Annotated in this window: 19 protein-coding genes; 12 read left to right on the top strand and 7 right to left on the bottom strand. The window is 65.8% G+C overall.

What is annotated here, in order from left to right:
• Positions 1-858 (bottom strand): alpha/beta fold hydrolase, encoded by an 858-nt coding sequence (locus VFH65_RS10075; protein ID WP_353321111.1) that lies wholly within the window; start codon positions 856-858, stop codon positions 1-3.
• Positions 859-980: 122 nt separating this feature from the next.
• Here VFH65_RS10075 and VFH65_RS10070 point away from each other — a divergent pair, with 122 nt between their 5' ends.
• The 8 genes from VFH65_RS10070 to VFH65_RS10035 all read left to right on the top strand — a co-directional run bounded on the left by VFH65_RS10070 (position 981) and on the right by VFH65_RS10035 (position 8,776).
• Positions 981-2,102, top strand: coding sequence for an XdhC family protein (locus tag VFH65_RS10070; RefSeq protein ID WP_353321110.1), 1,122 nt, complete (start codon positions 981-983; stop codon positions 2,100-2,102).
• A 99-nt stretch (positions 2,103-2,201) separates the two neighbouring features.
• Entirely contained in the window at positions 2,202-4,550 is a 2,349-nt protein-coding gene (locus VFH65_RS10065; protein WP_353321109.1) for a xanthine dehydrogenase family protein molybdopterin-binding subunit, read from the top strand.
• A 2-nt stretch (positions 4,551-4,552) separates the two neighbouring features.
• Positions 4,553-5,176, top strand: coding sequence for an SRPBCC family protein (locus VFH65_RS10060; protein WP_353321107.1), 624 nt, complete (start codon positions 4,553-4,555; stop codon positions 5,174-5,176).
• Complete coding sequence (locus tag VFH65_RS10055) at positions 5,173-6,063, top strand: FAD binding domain-containing protein (RefSeq protein WP_353321105.1); 891 nt, start codon at positions 5,173-5,175, stop codon at positions 6,061-6,063. Before VFH65_RS10060 ends, VFH65_RS10055 begins: the two co-directional genes overlap by 4 nt.
• Complete coding sequence (locus VFH65_RS10050) at positions 6,056-6,526, top strand: (2Fe-2S)-binding protein (RefSeq protein WP_353321103.1); 471 nt, start codon at positions 6,056-6,058, stop codon at positions 6,524-6,526. The genes VFH65_RS10055 and VFH65_RS10050 overlap by 8 nt, the downstream gene beginning before the upstream one ends.
• A gap of 66 nt (positions 6,527-6,592) precedes the next feature.
• The gene (locus VFH65_RS10045) at positions 6,593-6,907 is read left to right on the top strand and encodes a DUF732 domain-containing protein (protein WP_353321101.1); all 315 of its coding nucleotides are present in this window, start codon (positions 6,593-6,595) and stop codon (positions 6,905-6,907) included.
• A 109-nt stretch (positions 6,908-7,016) separates the two neighbouring features.
• The gene (locus VFH65_RS10040; RefSeq protein WP_353321099.1) at positions 7,017-7,883 is read left to right on the top strand and encodes a hypothetical protein; all 867 of its coding nucleotides are present in this window, start codon (positions 7,017-7,019) and stop codon (positions 7,881-7,883) included.
• Complete coding sequence (locus VFH65_RS10035; protein ID WP_353321098.1) at positions 7,880-8,776, top strand: NAD(P)-dependent oxidoreductase; 897 nt, start codon at positions 7,880-7,882, stop codon at positions 8,774-8,776. Before VFH65_RS10040 ends, VFH65_RS10035 begins: the two co-directional genes overlap by 4 nt.
• Positions 8,777-8,856: 80 nt before the next feature.
• On the opposite strand, the gene VFH65_RS10030 is transcribed toward VFH65_RS10035, so the two are convergent.
• Entirely contained in the window at positions 8,857-9,693 is an 837-nt protein-coding gene (locus tag VFH65_RS10030; RefSeq protein ID WP_353321096.1) for an SDR family oxidoreductase, read from the bottom strand.
• Between the two features lie 44 nt (positions 9,694-9,737).
• The gene (locus tag VFH65_RS10025; RefSeq protein WP_353321094.1) at positions 9,738-10,673 is read right to left on the bottom strand and encodes an enoyl-CoA hydratase; all 936 of its coding nucleotides are present in this window, start codon (positions 10,671-10,673) and stop codon (positions 9,738-9,740) included.
• Positions 10,674-10,924: 251 nt separating this feature from the next.
• Here VFH65_RS10025 and VFH65_RS10020 point away from each other — a divergent pair, with 251 nt between their 5' ends.
• From VFH65_RS10020 to VFH65_RS10005, 4 genes are all read left to right on the top strand, one after another.
• Positions 10,925-11,269: an intersectin-EH binding protein Ibp1 gene (locus VFH65_RS10020; protein ID WP_353321149.1), complete on the top strand. Its 345-nt coding sequence runs from the start codon at positions 10,925-10,927 to the stop codon at positions 11,267-11,269.
• 220 nt (positions 11,270-11,489) lie between these two features.
• Positions 11,490-11,882 carry an intersectin-EH binding protein Ibp1 gene (locus VFH65_RS10015; RefSeq protein ID WP_353321092.1) on the top strand — a complete coding sequence of 131 codons (393 nt, stop codon included), beginning with the start codon at positions 11,490-11,492 and terminating at the stop codon, positions 11,880-11,882.
• Positions 11,883-11,933: 51 nt separating this feature from the next.
• On the top strand, positions 11,934-12,098 hold the full coding sequence (locus VFH65_RS10010) for a hypothetical protein (RefSeq protein WP_353321091.1): 165 nt from the start codon (positions 11,934-11,936) through the stop codon (positions 12,096-12,098).
• Positions 12,099-13,565 carry an alpha,alpha-trehalose-phosphate synthase (UDP-forming) gene (locus VFH65_RS10005; RefSeq protein ID WP_353321090.1) on the top strand — a complete coding sequence of 489 codons (1,467 nt, stop codon included), beginning with the start codon at positions 12,099-12,101 and terminating at the stop codon, positions 13,563-13,565.
• Here the strand turns inward: VFH65_RS10005 and VFH65_RS10000 are convergent.
• Genes VFH65_RS10000 through VFH65_RS09985 form a run of 4 tightly spaced genes read right to left on the bottom strand, consistent with a single transcriptional unit; the run spans position 13,552 to position 17,646 of the window.
• The gene (locus tag VFH65_RS10000) at positions 13,552-14,040 is read right to left on the bottom strand and encodes a mammalian cell entry protein (protein ID WP_353321089.1); all 489 of its coding nucleotides are present in this window, start codon (positions 14,038-14,040) and stop codon (positions 13,552-13,554) included. The genes VFH65_RS10005 and VFH65_RS10000 overlap by 14 nt on opposite strands.
• Positions 14,040-14,732: a mammalian cell entry protein gene (locus tag VFH65_RS09995; RefSeq protein WP_353321087.1), complete on the bottom strand. Its 693-nt coding sequence runs from the start codon at positions 14,730-14,732 to the stop codon at positions 14,040-14,042. The genes VFH65_RS10000 and VFH65_RS09995 overlap by 1 nt, the downstream gene beginning before the upstream one ends.
• On the bottom strand, positions 14,732-16,459 hold the full coding sequence (locus tag VFH65_RS09990; protein WP_353321085.1) for an MCE family protein: 1,728 nt from the start codon (positions 16,457-16,459) through the stop codon (positions 14,732-14,734). Before VFH65_RS09990 ends, VFH65_RS09995 begins: the two co-directional genes overlap by 1 nt.
• The gene (locus tag VFH65_RS09985) at positions 16,459-17,646 is read right to left on the bottom strand and encodes an MCE family protein (RefSeq protein ID WP_353321148.1); all 1,188 of its coding nucleotides are present in this window, start codon (positions 17,644-17,646) and stop codon (positions 16,459-16,461) included. Before VFH65_RS09985 ends, VFH65_RS09990 begins: the two co-directional genes overlap by 1 nt.
• Between the last annotated feature and the right edge of the window lie 2 nt (positions 17,647-17,648).

Genomic DNA, 17,648 nt, shown 5'->3' with positions numbered 1-17,648 from the left:
TCAGCCGCCCGCTCTCAACGCCCCACTGGTCGTGGACGGAAGCCTGCGGTGTACCGATTCGATCGCCTGCCGCAGTGCTGGAACGAATTTGGCGGACTGCAGCGTGCAGCTCGCGTGTCCAGCTTCGACCGCCACCATCTCGGCTCCTGGTATCCGGTCGGCCAACCACCTTTGGCGTTGCACGCCGAAGGCGCGATCTCGCAAGGTAACCAAAACCGAAGTGGGCACGTTGATTTCGTCGACCCACGAGGTGGAGTCGAAGCGAATGACCTCGGCGACGGAGCGGGTGATCGCACCTGGCGACGTGTTGCGCAGTTGCCCGACCAGCCACTGGTGGTCGCGCAGGAATCCTTCGGTCACCGCGCCGGCGGGCCCGAATCGGCGAGCCGGCGGGCTGACCGCCTCGATGAGCGCCGCGAACAAGCCGGTGGCGACTCGCTCGTAGCTTGCGCGGCTCACCGCCGCGGTCGCGGCGCACAACACCAACCCGTCGACACGCTCCCGGTGGCGCTTCCACACCAGCTGGGCGATCAGCGAGCCCATCGAGAAGCCAACCGGCACAAAGGTGGAGATACCGAGGACGTCGGCCAGGGCAGCGACGTCATCGGCGCAGTCTTCGAGCAGGAACCGTGGCGTGGTGATTCCCTGGCCGTGGCACCGCTGGTCGAACACGACGACCCGGCCGAACTCGCGCACCATGTCCAGAGCCGGATACCAGGTCATCAATCCCGTGCACGCAACCGAGTGAAGCAGCACATAGGCAGGAGCGTCCGCGGGTCCCGAATCGACCACGTACGTCGTTCCGCGGCCGGGAAGTTCGACGATCCGGCCTTCGGGAACCTGGCCGACCGGGGCCAACGCGGGAACTCGTGGTAGCCGCGGCAGTGCCAGGCCTCGCGGGCGCCAATAGCCGTCGATGTCGCCAGTATAGGTTCTGGTCGCTGAGCATCCGCCCAGCGCCGCGCGCCTAGACTCGCAGGGTGCGCGACGTAATGGACGAGTTGCTGACCGTGTGGAAAGCCGGCGGCACCGCGGGCCTGGCCACCGTGGTTCGCACGATGAAGTCCGCGCCGCGTCCGCCCGGCGCGACCATGGTGGTCGCCCCCGACGGAACCGTCGCGGGATCGGTTTCGGGAGGCTGCGTGGAGGCGGCCGTCTACGAGCTCGCTAACGAGGTCATGGCGAGCGGGCGGCCGGAACTGCAGCGCTACGGCGTCAGCGACGACGACGCGTTCGCCGTCGGGCTGACCTGTGGCGGGATCATCGACATCTTCGCCGAGCCGGTCTCGCGGGAGCACTTCCCGCAACTGCAGGCGGTCGCCGACGACATCGCGGCGCACCGCCCGACCGCGATCGCGACCGTCATCGAACATCCCAACCCGCAGTGGGTCGGGCGCAGGCTGGTCATGGACCCGCACTCCTGTCAGGGATCACTCGGCTCAGCACGGGCCGATGCCGCGATCATCGACGACACCCGCGGGCTGCTCGCCGCGGGCCGCACCGACGTGCTGACCTACGGCCCGGACGGCCAGCGCCAGGAAGCCGGCATGGAGGTGTTCGTCGCAAGCCACGCGCCGCGACCGCGGATGCTGATCTTCGGCGCCATCGACTTCGCCGCGGCGCTGGCCCAGCAGGGCGCGTTCCTCGGATACCGGGTCACCGTGTGTGACGCCAGGCCGGTGTTCGCCACCGCCGCGCGTTTCCCCGCCGCCGAGGAGGTCGTTGTCGAATGGCCCGACCGCTACCTCTCGGCGCAGGCGGCCGCGGGCGCCATCGACTCCCGCACGGCGATCTGCGTGCTCACCCACGACCCGAAGTTCGACGTGCCCGCCCTGCAGGTCGCGGTGCGAATTCCGCAGGTCGGCTACATCGGCGTGATGGGGTCGCGCCGCACACACGAGGACAGGATGAGCCGGCTTCGCGAGGCCGGGCTGACCGACACCGAGCTTGGCAGGCTGGCCAGCCCCATAGGCCTTGACCTCGGCGCGCGCACCCCGGAGGAGACGGCGGTGTCGATCGCCGCGGAGATCATCGCTCGGCGATGGGGCGGCGGAGGTCGCCCGCTGGCCGAAATCGGCGGGCGCATCCATCACGACGGCTGATTCGGCCCGCTCACGGGCGAGAATCCCATATGCTGTAAACCGAGAATCACGTATCCGGTACGCTGACGCTGTGCGACTGCTTAGCACGTTGGAGCTGCCATGACTGCCACAACTTCGGGCACGTCGGAGACCGTCGCGACCCGCTATGCGGGTAGCCGGGTCCCGCGCGTCGAGGACACTCGACTGCTGACCGGTCACGGCACCTTCGTCGACGACATCACCCGCCCCGGCATGCTGCACGCCTGCTTCGTGCGTAGCCCGTTCGCACATGCCCGCATCAACGGCATCGACGCCTCGGCGGCGACCGCTCTGCCCGGTGTGGTCGCGGTGTTCACCGCGGCCGATCTCAACCCGGACGTCAAGGAAGCCTGGCACGCGGTGGCGGGCAAGGACATTCCCGACACCCCGCGTCCGCCTCTGGCCGAGGGGGAGGTGAAGTTCGTCGGCGACCCGGTCGCGCTCGTCGTCGCGCAGAGCCGGTACATCGCCGAGGACGCCGTCGATCTCGTGGAGGTGGACTACGAGCCGCTGCCCGCCGTCGCCGACTTCACTCAGGCCGTGGGTTCCGACGTGGTCGTACACGAGGCGTATCCCGACAACGTCGCCGGCGGCATGGGCGGAGCACCGCCTGACGAGGAGACGTTCTCCTCGGCCGCGCACGTCGCGTCGGCGAACGTGTACCAGCAGATCTACGCGCCGGTACCGATCGAGACGCGCGGCATGGTCGTCGAGTGGGCTTCTGGCGAGCTGACGATGTGGGCCTCCACGCAGACGCCTCACGAACTGCGTGCATTCTGTGCCCGGCTGCTCGGCATCCCGGCGCAGAACGTGCGGGTCATCATGCGCGACACCGGTGGCGGGTTCGGCCAGAAGGTCGTGCCGATGCGCGAGGACATGTGCATCATGCTGGCCGCGCGCAAGGTGCCGGCGGCGCTGAAGTGGATCGAGGACCGGCGCGAAAACCTGATGTCAGCCGGGCAGGCTCGCCACGTAGACGGCAACGCGCGCATGGCATTTGACGACGACGGCACGATCCTGGCCGCCGACATCGACTTCGTCCAGGACGTCGGCGCGTATCCCACGCCGTACCCGGTGTTGACCACCGCGGCGATCGGCATGTTCTTCCCGGGCCCGTACCGGGTGCCGAAGGCGAGCTTCAACTACAAGACGGTGTTCTCGAACACCGCGGGCCTCGCGGCCTACCGCGGCCCGTGGCAGTACGAAACCCTCACGCGCGAAATACTTCTCGACGTCGCCGCGCGGAAGATGAACGTCGATCCCGTCGACCTTCGCCGCAAGAACCTGCTGCGCCGCGACGAGATGCCCTATTTCAATCCCAACGGGATGCCCTACGACCACGTCGCCCCGATCGAGACATTCGAGCAGGCGGTGAAAATCCTTGACCACGAGGGTTTCCGCAAAGAGCAACGCGACGCGCTGGCGCAGGGCCGCTACATCGGCCTCGGCTTCTCCGCGTACATCGAGCCGACGGGTGCCGCGACCGGCCACCTGGCGACCGAAGGCGCGACAATTCGCATGGAGCCGACGGGCAAGATCAACGTCTACGTGAACGGCGGGTCGACCGGCAACAGCATCGAAACCACGGTCGTGCAGTTGACCGCCGACGCGCTTGGCGCCGACATCGACGACGTCGCCACGATTCAGGGCGATACGGCGGTAACGCCGTACGGCGCGGGCACCCAGGGCAGCCGCAGCGGACCGATGACCGCGGGAGCCGTCAACGAGGCCGGAACCATACTGCGCCAACAGATCCTGGCGATGGCCGCTGCACGGTTGGGTGTCGATGAAGCCGAGATCGAACTGGCAGGCTCGAAAGCAACCGTAAGGAATGACCCGGCTGAGTCCTCGCGGAGCGTCTCTTTCGCCGACCTCGCCTACCGCGCGCACTACGAGCCCCAACAGCTACCACCCGGCATGTCCGCCACGCTGGAGGCCACCGCCCGCTTCACCTCGCAGACCATGATCCACTGGGCCAACGCGACACACGCGTGCACCTGCGAAGTGGACCTCGACACCGGACATGTCACGCTGACGCGGTACATCGTGAGCGAGGACGTCGGACCGATGATCAACCCGAACGTGGTCGAGGGCCAGATCGCCGGCGGCACCGTGCAGGGCATCGGCGGCGCACTGCTCGAAGACATGGCCTACGACGCGGACGGAAACCCGCTGTCCTCAACGTTTGTCGACTACCTGCTGCCGACCGCCACCGAGGTGCCGCCGATCGAATACGGCCACGTCGAGATCCCGGGACCAGGAGTCGGAGGCTACAAGGGCTGCGGTGAGGGCGGGGCCATCGGCTCCACACCCGCGGTGATCAATGCGATCAACGATGCGCTCGCGCCGCTCGGCGTCGAGCTCACCCGGCTGCCAGCCAGCCCCGCCGCGATCGTCGACCTCATCGAACAAGCACGAAAGGGCACCTAGCCGTGGAGCTGAACAACGAATTCCGTGTCGCAGTGCCTGCGGCGAAGGTGTGGGAATTGCTCACCGACGTCGAGCGGGTGGCGCCCTGCCTGCCGGGCGCGACCCTGCTGTCCGTCGACGGTGACGATTTCACCGGGGCCGTCAAGGTCAAGGTCGGCCCAATCACGGTGTCCTACAAGGGCGAAGCCACGTTTCAGGAGAAGGACGCCGCAGCGCAGCGCGTAGTGCTCAAGGCTAGCGGCAAGGAGACGAGGGGCAGCGGCAGCGCCGCGGCTGTCGTCACCGCGCAGTTGAAAGACGAGGGGGACGCCACCACCGTGGTCATCACCACGGACCTGACGATCTCCGGCAAGGCCGCGCAGTTCGGCCGCGGAGTGCTCGCCGACGTGGCAGGCAACCTGATCGGACAGTTCGCAAAGAGCCTGGAAGCCAGCGTGCTCGGTGATTCCGCACCGGCCGCTTCGGCGACATCTGCTGCGAGCGCCTCAACCGATGCCGGCGACTCGGTGGATCTGCTGAAAGTCGTTGCGGTACCGCTGGCCAAACGTTTCGCGCCGGTGGTGGCCGGGGTGGCCGCGGGCGTGGCGATCGGCTTCCTTGTGGGCCGTCGCAGGCCGCTGTCATGAAGGCAGCCTCATTCGCGTACCACCGACCCGACACGGTGGCCGAGGCCGCGCAGATGCTCGGCGAGTTCGGTGAGGACGCGAAGATCCTTGCCGGGGGCCAGAGTCTGGTGCCGATGTTGGCGATGCGGCTGACGTACTTCGAGAACCTCATCGACATCTCTCGCGTGGACGAGTTGAAGAACATCGAGCTGCGCGGCGACGAGGTGTGGATTGGCGCGGGCACACCGCACGCGCTGGTGGGCATGGACGACGACGTGGCTGACTCGGTACCGCTGCTGACGTTGTCGACCCCGTACATCGGCCACTTCCAGATCCGGACAAGGGGCACGCTCGGCGGTGCGATCGCACACGCCGACCCCGCAGCGGAGTACGCCGCGGTGGCGCTTGCCCTTGACGCGACCATGGAGGCGACGTCGTCGCGTGGGCGTCGGCAGATCCCGGCGGCCGAGTTCTTCACCGGCCTGTGGGAGACGTCGTTGGCGTCCGACGAGATCCTGACCACCGTGCGGTTCCCAGTGTGGGGCCCTCGATCGGGATTCGCGATCGAGGAATTCGCGCGTCGCCACGGTGATTTCGCGATCGCCGGTGCGGCCGTCGCGCTGGAACTCGACGACGACGAGCACGTGCGCCGGTGCGGCATCGGTCTGTTGGGCCTTGGCTCGACGCCGCTGCGCGGTTCGGTTGCGGAGCAGGCCATCATCGGCGCGCGGGTGGATGACCTTGCCGCAGACGAGATCGGCAGGCTGGCGATCAGCGGGCTTACGGACATTCCTGCCGACCTGCAGGGATCGGCCGACTATCGCGCCAGGGTGGGTGCGGCGATGGTGGCGCGGGCCTGGAATGGCGCGGTTGCGGCGGCGACGACGAAGGAGGCCATCCATGCATGAGCTGCCGGTCCAGGTGTCGGTCAACGGGCACACGCGCGAAGGGACCGTCGAACCCCGCGTCACGCTCGCCGATTTCCTGCGCGAGAAGTGCGGCCTCACGGGCACCCATCTGGGTTGCGAACATGGCGCATGCGGGGCGTGCACAGTGCTCCTGGACGGTCAGGCAGTGCGATCATGTCTGATCTTCGCGGTGCAGGCCGACGGCCAGGAGGTCACTACCGTCGAAGGTATCGCCGCCGACGACGGCGAACTGTCACCGGTGCAATCCGCGATGCGCGAATGTCATGGACTGCAGTGCGGGTTTTGCACACCGGGCTTCGTCGTATCGATCACCGCGTTGCTACGGGACAACCCCAACCCGACCGACGAGGAGATTCGTGAGGGCCTGTCGGGCAACTTCTGCCGGTGTACGGGGTATCAGGGCATCGTTAACGCCGTGCATCGCGCGGCTGAGATGACCTGACTCTAGGCAAGTACACGTTTGCTGAAGTACGCTTCCTGGTGGCCGGGGACGTTACTGGGGAGACAGATGAGACCTAAGCTCATGTTGGCAGCGGTCGCTGTGGCTATGGGCACGGCGACGGCATTCGCGGCGCCGGCCCACGCCGACGAGCAGCTTGACCAAGCGTTCCTCACGGCCCTGCGGGACAAGGGCATCACCGTCAAGTCTGATGAGTTCGCCCTCGACCTCGCCCACTCGACGTGCGACCTGCTCAACAGTGGCCGGACGGTCGAAGAGGCGCTGCTGGCGATCAAAAACAAGACCAAGTGGCCGGACCAGAAATCCGTCAACTTCGGCGGCCTTGCGGTCTACGCCTTCTGTCAGGACAAGCTGCCGCAGTAGCCGAAGTCATTTGCGCGGTCCATACACAGCGAATAGCCGCCAAAAGCCTTGCGGCAACTTCGTATTCGCGCTACACCATCGTGTCGGTCGGTGAGCGCATACTCGAGTCATGGCCAAGCACAAACTGTTTTGCGTACCAGGCACATGGGAGGTCGTCGAGGCGGCCGACAACCGTGCAGAGATCACGCCGACCGCCGAAGTCGGCATGCTCACCGGCATCACCAACCTCCTCGACAGGCGGGTGTTCGACGTCGTCTACGTCGACTATCCGGCTAGCTTCGGTCCTATTCCAGGCCCGGGCCAAAACCTGCTCGACGCCCTGGGTGACCCGTCCTACATCGACTCGCGAGACATGGGCGTCGCCGAAGTGAAGCGGTTGATCGGCGAACACGAAGGATCGTTCGGGCTGCTCGGCTACAGCCAGGGCGGGGCGGTTGTCTCGCTGGTGGGGCGTGAGTTGGTGTCCGGCTCGCTGACGTCGCGCCAAGCCGACTGCCGGTGGTTGCACGCCATCGCGTCCCCGCATCGTGGCCGCGGGCGCACTTTCCACCTGGGAAACCAGCTGGCGTACGAGGGCATCTCGGGCGACAACATCAGGAACACCGGGACCATCGACTGGTTCGACTACTGCCTGCCCGGTGACATCTATGGCGACGCCGACATCTTCGGCACATACCTGAAGCAGGGCTACGACCTCGTGACGCCGCTGTCGCTCGCCGACCCGTTCACGATGATCGCCCGCATCGCGGCGAACATCGCGCGGTGGTTGCAGACCGGTGAGCTCGGGCCTCCTGACATCTTCCGCGCTATCAAGACCGGTTTCGATCTCGGCGTGTTCCTTCGGGACAACCCGCACGACAAGTACGGGGTCTGGCAGATCATCCCGGGCTGGACGGCGCTGCAGCATTCGGCGAACCACCTGAATTTCTGGGGAGCGCGACTGCCGGACTTCGTCGATATAGCGAGCGCCGTGTGAAAATCGGCTTCATCGGGTTGGGAAACATGGGCGGCGGGATGGCCTTGAACTTGGTCAAGGCCGGCCATGAGGTGACGGCATACAACCGGTCGCAGGACAAGGTCGACGAGCTGGCCAAACAGGGCGCGCGGCCGGCACGCTCGGTGGCGGAAGCGTGCGACGGCGACATCGTCATCTCGATGCTGGCCAACGATGATGCTGTCGAAGCGGTCACGTTCGGCGACGACGGCATCCTCGCGTCGCTGGCGCCGGGCGCCACGCATGTTTCGTCGAGCACCATCAGTGTCGCGTTGTCGGAGCGGTTGACCACCGCGCACGCCAACGCGGGCCAGGGCTTCGTCGCGGCACCGGTGTTCGGTCGTCCCGAAGCGGCCGCGGCGGCAAAGCTTTTCGTGGTCGCGGCCGGCGCAGAGGCGACGTTGGAAGCGGTTACGCCGGTGTTCGACGCGATCGGTCAGCAGACGTTCGTCGTTTCGCAGGAACCGAAGGCCGCCAGTCTGGTGAAGCTCAGCGGAAACTTCCTCATCGCTTCGGTCATCGAATCGCTGGGTGAGGCAGTGGCCTTGGTCAGCAAGGCCGGTGTCGACAAGCAGGAGTACATCGACATCCTGACGTCGACGCTTTTCGGTGCGCCGGTCTACAAGACGTACGGCGGCCTCATCGCTCGCGAGGAGTTCGAACCGGCCGGTTTCGCCGCCGCGCTCGGGCTCAAGGACGTCCGGCTGGTTCTCTCCGCGGGCGAGGCGCTACAGGTGCCACTGCCCATCGCCAGCCTGTTGCGGGACCGCTTCTTGACACTGCTGGCCCACGGCGGAGCGAATCTGGATTGGTCGGCCATCGGTGGCCTCGCGTCCTGGGAAGCCGGCGGCACCAGGCCAACGCCGCATGACTAATTCAGCCCCTCAGAACGGTGTCCAGCTCAGTCACCGATGCGTGACGTCGTGATCGCCTGTGGATACCCGGAGCAAAAGGGCTAGCTCGACACCACTCCACGTAGGCCGTCGGCGCCGAACACCGGCTCGAGCATTGCCGACATGTCTGGCCCGCGACGCAGCCCGTGCCCGCCGTCGACATTGATCACCTGGCCGGTGATCCAACTGGCGGCATCGCTGAGCAAGAACACCGAGGCGTTCGCGATGTCCTCGACCTCGCCGGCTCGCGGCAGCGGCGTGCACGCCGCATAGTCACCGCTGATCTCAGGCGAACTCAGAATGGGCGCAACGAGATCCGTGCGGATCAGCCCCGGCCGGATGCAGTTGACCCGCACCCAAGACGCGCCGAGCTCATCTGCCGCCAACATCATCAGATGGTCGACGGCCGACTTGCTCACTCCGTATGCACCGAACCACCGATGCGTATTGCTCGACGCGATCGACGAGATCCCGATGAACGAACCACCGCCGCCGCGGACCATCTCCCTGGCGGCATGCTTGAGCACATACATCGAGCCGTTGACGTTCAGGTCGACCGTGCGTCGCCACGCATCGGAGTCGATCTGCGTGACCGGGCCGATCGTCTCGCTGCCACCGGCGCAGTGCACCACGCCGTGCAGCCGTCCTGTCCACGCGGTGGTGGCCTCCACGACGCGGGCTACCTCGTCCTCGTTGGTGACGTCCGCGGGCTCGTACAACACCTCACCATCGCCGGCCTGCGCCTTGATCTCGTCCGCGGCAGCCGACAGCTTGTCGGCGTTGCGACCGACCAGCATCGCCCTGCCACCTGCGGCCACCACCGCAGCGGCAACGCCCTTGCCGATCCCGCTGCCACCGCCAGTGACCAGTACCGTTTGATCCGCCAACGACAGCTGCACAGCGACCCCTTCGTCCGATAACTAGAACAGGTTCTAGTTATACGTTACGGCTCGTCGCGACGCGCAAGCTTCGGCGCTCCCAGCGTCCGCCAATCCGGAACGTCAGGCGGCAGGCCGACCGGATACCGGTTCTCGTTGTGCGCCGCCCAATGCGCATGCCCGAGCTCGTGGATGTGGAAGCCGTGCCGGAGCGCCTCGGTGAACCCCATCGCATCGCTGGCCGCGTTGACCGAATCCTTGATCAGCAGTGCCGCCATGGTCGGGCGCTCGGCGATGCGACGCGCGAATTCGAGTGTCTTGTCCTCGAGTTCGTCGCGGGCGAAGATCTTCGACACCATCCCGAGCCGGTATGCATCCTCAGCGTCGATCGAATCACCGGTCAGGAGAAGTTCTTTGGCCTTGCGCGGGCCGAATTCCCATGGGTGCGCGTAATACTCGACGCCTGGCATGCCCATCCGGACGCCGACGACGTCGCTGAACTTCGCATCGTCGGCGGCGACGATGAGGTCGCAGGCCCAGATCAACATCAGCGCAGCCGAAATAGCGTTGCCCTGCACCGAAGCGATGGTGATCTTGCGCAGATCCCGCCAGCGGCGGGTGTTCTCGAAGAAGAAGTGCCACTCCTGCAGATACGTTCTCTCCGCCACGGCCGGCACAGTCGCGCCGTGCGAACGGAACGTCGGATGCTGTGCCGGACCGGGTTTGCGCTCGAGGAGGGCTGCCTCCGAGCCGAGATCGTGTCCGGCCGAGAAGTTCTTGCCTCGCGCGGCCAGAATCACCACCCGCACCTGATCGTCGGCCTCGGCCCGGCCGAACGCCTCGTCCAACTGCACCAACAACGTTCGCGACTGGGCGTTCTGCGCTTCTGGGCGGTTCAACCAGATTCGCGCGATTCGCCCCTCATCGAGCGTCTCGTACGTCACCTGTTGGGGCGCATCGCCTCCGGCCGGTTCGGCGCTAGTCAGATCTGGGCTCGCCACAGCGGACCACCTCGCTCGCTAAGCAATGTCAACGGTTTGCACATTACGGTGCCGCGCCTTTCTGTTGCGCAGGGGTGGCACAGCAACTTGACAGCAACCTTTCAGAAATGGGACTCGCGCACCACTTTCTTCTCCGATGCGAGGGCGAGACTCGTTTCACCGGAGTAATGTTCGCGTATGGAGAGCTCTCTCCCCGTCGCGATTCCGAGGCGGACCGACGAACCTTCAGCAAAACTAGAGAAAGCATGACGATGGCGACCTTCCAGCATTCAGCACGACGACTCATCTTTGCCGGTGGATTTGCGGTCGCAGTTGCCGCCGCCCCGGCGATCGCCGTCTTCGCAATGCCAACCAACTCCGCGCCGATGGCCCAGTGCCCGGGCGGCGAGGAACCGGACAGCTTCACAACGGTGTGTGTCCCGCACTTGGTGCCGAATTCACCCGCGTTCGGCGAGACCTCGCCGGGCGGACTGCCAGAAATCGACGGCGTCCCTTGCACGGGCGGCAATTCGGGCCAGTGCATCGGCCTGGCAGAAGAACAGCAGGCCGAGGGTCCGCAGCCAATTCCGCGTTCCACGGTCAGTTCCAGCCCGTAACCAACCGGTCACCCTTTCATAGCCGAGGCGCCGCATTGGTGCCTCGGCTTTTTCACGCCTACCCGTCGGTAACAGCGGGCTGGCGTCATTAACTGCTGGGGCCGAAAACCGCAATTCGACGCGACACATTCCCAGGGAACTGGTGGAACGTATGCAGATTCCTTTCAGCTTCCATACAATCCACCCGACGACTTGGTCAATAACTACAGAAAGCGTGACGATGGCGACCTTCCAGCATTCAGCACGACGACTGATCCTTGCCGGTGGATTTGCGGTCGCAGTTGCCGCCGCACCGGCGATCGCCGTCTTCGCAGTGCCAACCCCCGACGCCGCACCGGTGGCCCAGTGCCCCCCTGGCGAAGAGTCAGACCAGTTCACCGGGGTCTGCGTGCCTCACACAGTTCCGAACGCAGGCTCGCAGTTCAGCTCCATTCCGGGCAACCCGAGCATCCCCGCAGTGAACCTGCCCGGCGGCGGCGGGGCCATCCCCTGCACCGGCCATAACTCAGGTCAATGCATCGGCCTTGCCGAGGAAGCAGCAGCCGCGGGCCCTCAAGCAGTGCCCGAGTCCTCGGTCGGCTCGAGCCCTACGGTGACCGGCCACATCGGCTAGTACCCGCAGGCGGCGACCCGGGCCTGGCCCGGGTCGCCTAGAGTTGGGGTTATGCCTGCGAAATCAGACCCCGCCGAACTGGGCGACGTCGAACCCTTAGCCGACAGCACCGCACGCCAGGCCAGGCGCGTGGTCGCCGCATACGCGACCGACGCCGATGAATGCCGGATTTTCCTGTCCATGCTCGGCATCGGTCCGGCGAAACAAGAGGTCTAAGTGACTCCGCGGAGCGGCCAGGCGGTCGGCTCCGGGGATTCCGACTTCGTCGTGGTGGCCAACCGGCTGCCGATCGACATGGAGCGCCTGCCTGACGGCAGCACGGAGTGGAAACGGAGCCCCGGCGGTCTCGTCACCGCGCTCGAACCACTGCTGCGCCGCCGCAGCGGCGCGTGGATTGGCTGGGCAGGCGTACCCGACGCCGACGAAGAGCCGATTGACGACGACGGCCTGCAGCTGTACCCGGTACGGCTGTCTGCAGACGACATCGCCAAGTATTACGAGGGCTTTTCGAACGCGACGCTGTGGCCGCTTTACCACGATCTCATCGTCAAGCCCATTTATCACCGCGAGTGGTGGGATAGCTACGTCGAAGTGAACCGGCGGTTCGCCGAGGCGACGGCGCGAGCAGCGGCCCACGGCGCGACGGTGTGGATCCAGGACTACCAATTACAGCTTGTTCCGAAAATGCTGCGCATGCTGCGGCCGGACCTCACCATTGGCTTCTTTCTGCATATCCCATTTCCCCCTGTGGAGATTTTCATGCAGATGCCGTGGCGCACCGAGATCATCGAGGGCTTGCTCGGCGCCGATCTGGTCGGCTTCCACTTGCCCGGTGGTGCACAGAACTTCCTGGTGCTCGCCCGCCGCCTGGTCGGCGCGAACACCTCGCGCGCGTCTGTCGGCGTGCGGTCGAGGTTCGGCGAGGTTCACACCGGCTTCCGCACCGTGAAAGTCGGTGCCTTTCCGATCTCCATCGATTCGACGGCCCTCGATCAGCAGGCGCGCAGCCGGAGCATCCGCCAGCGGGCCCGCGAGATCCGCAGCGAGCTCGGCAACCCGCGCAAGATCCTGCTGGGCGTCGATCGGCTGGACTACACCAAGGGGATTGACGTTCGGCTGCGGGCGTTTTCGGAACTGCTCGACGAGCATCGGGCCAAGCGCGACGACACAGTGCTAGTCCAGCTCGCAACTCCGAGCCGCGAACGCGTCGAGAGCTACAAGGTGATGCGCGAAGACATCGAGCGTCAGGTCGGGCATATCAACGGTGAGTACGGCGAAGTCGGCCATCCGATAGTGCATTACATTCACCGGCCGGTCCCCCGAGACGAATTGATCGCCTTCTTCGTGGCCGCCGACGTCATGCTCGTGACGCCGCTGCGCGACGGCATGAACCTGGTCGCCAAGGAGTACGTGGCCTGCCGCAGCGATCTGGGCGGCGCGCTGGTGCTCAGCGAATTCACCGGTGCCGCAGCGGAACTGCGTCAGTCATACCTGGCCAATCCGCATCACCTCGAGGGCGTCAAGGATGCGATCGAGGCCGCGCTGGATCAGTCGCCCGAAGAAGGCCGACGACGGATGCGCGCCCTTCGCCGACAGGTTCTCGCGCACGACGTGGACCGCTGGGCGCGCTCATTCCTCGACGCGCTGGCGTCCACGAAAAGCGGTGCCACTAAATCGGGGTGATGTAGTTGATCAGCCACTTGCCGTCGATGCGCTTGTACTCCACCCGCAGTCGCGAGCCGTCATAGATCGGCTGGTCGCGAGTCGCCTTATCGGAAATCGTCCGGTTGATGTACACCATCACCGCTGCCGAGTTGCGCTGCGCATCCATTACCCCGACGCCTACCACGTTGGCTTGACTCACCACTTCGCGCTCCCGAGCCTGCGGGATGATGTCGGAATTCGCCCTGTCCTCGAACTCCCTGCGGTAGTCGGGCGTGAGCATGGTGTAGGCGTCGGTGAGGCTGCGCTCGACGGTCTTGTAGTCGTAGTTGAACACGGTAGGGATCTGCTTCTGCGCAAGCGGTCCGAGTTCGTCGCGGGCGCCTTGCTCACCACGCGTTTCGACTCGTTGCCAATACAGCGCACCGCCCACCGCGGCCAGGCCCACGAACGCAGCGGTCATCAGGCCGGCCATGCCGCGCACAAGCCAGCGCATCAATTGCCGCCGTTCGGGTACTTGACGTCGTAGGCCGTCATCCGTCCGTCGTCGTGCTCATGCACGACGATCCGCAGCCGGTATGGCTGCGACGGCTTGTTGTTCCCGTTCATGTCACTAGCCGTGACCCGCGCTGAGACCAGCACCGATGCGTTCTTGCTGATGCCATCGATGCCTTCAAGCGCGGCCCCGTTGATCACAGCCTCCGAACTGCCGCCGGTGTCCCGGAAAATCGCCTTGAGGTTCTCGACGTTGTTGGTCTGGCTGAGCATGTCGCGCAGCGGCCCACTGGTGCCGTTGTAGAACCGGTCGACGCTTTCGGAGATGTTGTCCTGCTTGAAGCTGAACATGTTCACCACGGTCTGGGTAGCGGTGTCGACGAACCGCTGATTGCGCGCCTGTGTTGCTTCTGTGTTGTTCTTCTGGACGATCATCACCGCCACCGCAGCGCTGAGCACACCCGTCGCGACAAACACGAACACCAGCGCAACGATCGCGACCAGCCGACGGTGCGCCGGCCGGCGTGCCGGTGGCGCTGCCTTGCCGGACTTGCGAGTAGGCGTTGTGCCGGCCGAAACCGGTGCCGCGACAAGCACGGCGGTAGCCTCGGCGGCCTTACCCTTGGCCGGGCCAGCGGCCCGGGATGCGCGGCGGCGCACGGCCTGCCGCGGACTTGTCGAAGTGGAAGTCATCAGGTCTGCTCCGGATAAAGCATGAGATCTACCCAGTTCTCTTGTGGCTGCATGTTAGCCGCACCGGGCGCGTACACCCCTGTACCGCCGGCAGGGTCGACGAACACACCGGTGTTCTGGTCATACGTGCCGTACGCGGCGCCACTGGCCTGTGGTGCCGGCGCTGGCAGTGGTGGCGGTGGTGGCGCGGGGCCATAGGGGCCCGCAAACACCGGCGATGGTGGCGGAATCGGTGGCGGTGGCCACGCGTCCGGATACGGCGCCGGCGGTATCCACGCAGTCAGCGGGGGCGGCGGGGGGCCGTCGTTCGGAGGGGGGATATACGGCCAAGGTTGATGCGGCGCCGGCCCAGGGCCGGGCTGCACCCCAGGCGGCACCATTCCCGGTGCGACGGGGTATCCCGGGTCCGGATCATTCTCCGGTGGGATGTATGGGAACTTGTTCGGCGGGAAGATGTTTCGCTGCCCGTGCTCGTTCGTATCGTCCTCATACTGGTCCATCGGTGTGCCCACCGGTATCGGCGGCCCACGCCACGGATTGCTCCCGATCGGCACGTAGCCCTGGGGATCCCGGCAGAGCTGTATCGTCGGCGCGCGCTTACCGGGGAACTCCTGGCACGGGTAATTCCTTGCGCCGCGCACCACGGTCGGATCGTTCTGGGGCACTTTGCAATACAGGTCCGTCGGTAGGTCCCGCAACGTCGTGTCCCCAGGTGACCGATGTTCCGTTGGTGGCAGGAATCCAACGTTGCAGGGCGGCGGGTCGTTGATCGAGATCTTGAAGTCTTGCTTGCCGCCTTCGTCCGCGGGCAGCTGGCCGGCGATCGTGAGGAGAGCCGCCTGCAGCGCCGGAAAGATGACCAGCGCCTGTTCGATCGACCTGTGGTAGATGACACCGATGCGGCCGAGGTTGGCGAGGTTGGCCGCCAGCACCGGGAACGACGGGCGAATGCCCGCGAACGTCTCGCTGGCTTCGGCTGCGGCACCCGGCGCGGTCGCCAGCAGCGTCCGCACCTGCGGATCGGCATTGGCCACTTCGGTGGTCAAACGCGCGAGACCGTCGGCCCACGACCGGATGTCGTCGCCGCTGCGGATCTGCGCCTCCAGGAACGGCCCAACCTGGTCGATCAGCGCCGAGGTCTGCGGCCAGCTCGCGTTGGCCTCGTCGATCAGCAACCGCGAGGATTGGATCAGCCGCGCCAGTTCCGGCCCGGAGCCGTTGAACGCCTTGAACGCCTCGCGCAGCAGGTCCTGCAGCCGGGTGTTGTTGAGGCCGCTCACCAACTGATCGGCCTCGTGCAACAGCTCGGCAATGTCCTGCGGGAGCGCGGTCCGCTCCTTGGGGATCGTGGAGCCGTCACCCAGTAGGGCCCGCGATGGCTCCTCAGGCGGAACGAAATCTACGTATTGTTCGCCAATTGCCGACACACTCTTGACCGTGGCGGTCGAGTTCGCCGGGATCTTGACGTCGCTGTTGAGCCGCATGCGCGCGGCGACGCCGTCGTCGGTCAGCTGAACGGACTCGACGCGCCCGGCTTGCACGCCGCGGTAGGTGACATTGGCGTTCTCGTAGAGCCCGCCGCCGGCAACGAAGTTCGCCGTGATCTCATACGCACCGATTCCCAGGCGGGAAGGGACGCGCAGGTAGAACATCGAGATCGCGCCGACGGTGAGCACGGTCACGACGGCGAAGATCAACAGTTGGATTCGCGCGGTTCGGTTGAGCATTACTCCGGCGGCACCTCCTGGCCCGACGCGGTGCCGGGCGGGATTTTGAACGGATCAGCCGCCTGCCCTGACAGGTTTGCCATCTCCCCAACCAGGAAGTCCGGCGTATCGAGGACTTCGGGGAGGCGCTTCATGTTCGGGTCGAAGAACGACGTCGTGAAGATGGTTTCGCCGAGCCGCCGGATCGTCAGATCGAAGGTGGCGAAGATATTGAAGTAGTCGCCCCTGGCCACTCGATGCAAGTTCTTACCAGGGAACGGGAAGGTCGCCAGGCTGTCCAGGCTGGACACGAGAGCCGCGCGGTTGTCGTTGAGCGGCTTGATGACCGAGTAGAGGTCCTTGATGTCCGCGGCGAAATCCTCCTTCGTCTCCGAAAGGATGCGTGCCGCCACCGTGGCGAAACTCTGCAGTGCGGCGAACGCGTCGACGATGGTGGTCCGGTTGTCGTTGAGCACCTGCAGCGCTTCCGGAAGGGTATCCAGGGCACGGCCCAGACTGTCCTTGTTGCGTGCGAGGACTCCGGCGAAACGGTTCAGGCCTTCGGCAGCGGCGATGATGTCCTCGGTCTGCCGATTCAACGACGCGGTCAGCTCGGCGAGCCTTGGAATCAGGCCGGCGAACTGGCCCTGACGGCCGGCCACCCCGTTGTAGACCTCTTGTGTGATGTCTTGCAGCGCACCGAGATTGCCCTTATTGACGACCACACCCAACGCGGACAGCACTTCCTCGGTGGTCGGGTAGCGGCCGCCCTGGCTTCGGGGGATCTCCGACCCGTCACGTAGCTCGCCGACTGGTGGCTGGTCCAGCGGAGGCGATAGCTCGATGTGCTGGGACCCCAATAGTGATGTCTGCGCGACCTTCGCCGTCGCGTTCGCCGGCAACTTGACTTGGCGGTCAAGGGACACTTGCACCGCCGCGTAGAAAGTGCCGTCCGCCCGCTGCACGGCCTCGACCCCAGACACGCTGCCGACGGTGACGTCGTCAACCATCACCGGCGAATTCTGCGGCAGTGTGGCCACGTCGGGCAGCTCAAGGGTGACTGTGTAGGCGCCCGCGCCGTGACCGGCGGTGCCCGGCATGGTCAGCGAGTTCAAGCCGCCGAACTGGCAGCCGGCGAGCAGTACGACGCCGGAACCGATGGCCACGGTGCGGGTAGTTGCGCGACGACCGTTGACGCCCAATGTCATTC

This window comes from Mycobacterium sp., assembly GCF_035697385.1.
In the GTDB taxonomy this organism is placed as follows: Bacteria; Actinomycetota; Actinomycetes; order Mycobacteriales; family Mycobacteriaceae; genus Mycobacterium.
This window is presented reverse-complemented; position numbering and strand designations above follow the sequence as displayed.

Excerpts from the sequence above, each read along its gene's own strand:
- VFH65_RS10055 (WP_353321105.1), top strand. The coding sequence starts at position 5,173 with ATGAAGGCAGCCTCATTCGCGTACCACCGACCCGACACGGTGGCCGAG.
- VFH65_RS09985 (WP_353321148.1), bottom strand. The coding sequence starts at position 17,646 with ATGACATTGGGCGTCAACGGTCGTCGCGCAACTACCCGCACCGTGGCC.
- VFH65_RS10045 (WP_353321101.1), top strand. The coding sequence starts at position 6,593 with ATGAGACCTAAGCTCATGTTGGCAGCGGTCGCTGTGGCTATGGGCACG.
- VFH65_RS10065 (WP_353321109.1), top strand. The coding sequence starts at position 2,202 with ATGACTGCCACAACTTCGGGCACGTCGGAGACCGTCGCGACCCGCTAT.
- VFH65_RS10010 (WP_353321091.1), top strand. The coding sequence starts at position 11,934 with ATGCCTGCGAAATCAGACCCCGCCGAACTGGGCGACGTCGAACCCTTA.
- VFH65_RS10020 (WP_353321149.1), top strand. The coding sequence starts at position 10,925 with ATGGCGACCTTCCAGCATTCAGCACGACGACTCATCTTTGCCGGTGGA.
- VFH65_RS10050 (WP_353321103.1), top strand. The coding sequence starts at position 6,056 with ATGCATGAGCTGCCGGTCCAGGTGTCGGTCAACGGGCACACGCGCGAA.
- VFH65_RS09995 (WP_353321087.1), bottom strand. The coding sequence starts at position 14,732 with ATGACTTCCACTTCGACAAGTCCGCGGCAGGCCGTGCGCCGCCGCGCA.
- VFH65_RS09990 (WP_353321085.1), bottom strand. The coding sequence starts at position 16,459 with ATGCTCAACCGAACCGCGCGAATCCAACTGTTGATCTTCGCCGTCGTG.
- VFH65_RS10000 (WP_353321089.1), bottom strand. The coding sequence starts at position 14,040 with ATGCGCTGGCTTGTGCGCGGCATGGCCGGCCTGATGACCGCTGCGTTC.
- VFH65_RS10040 (WP_353321099.1), top strand. The coding sequence starts at position 7,017 with ATGGCCAAGCACAAACTGTTTTGCGTACCAGGCACATGGGAGGTCGTC.
- VFH65_RS10015 (WP_353321092.1), top strand. The coding sequence starts at position 11,490 with ATGGCGACCTTCCAGCATTCAGCACGACGACTGATCCTTGCCGGTGGA.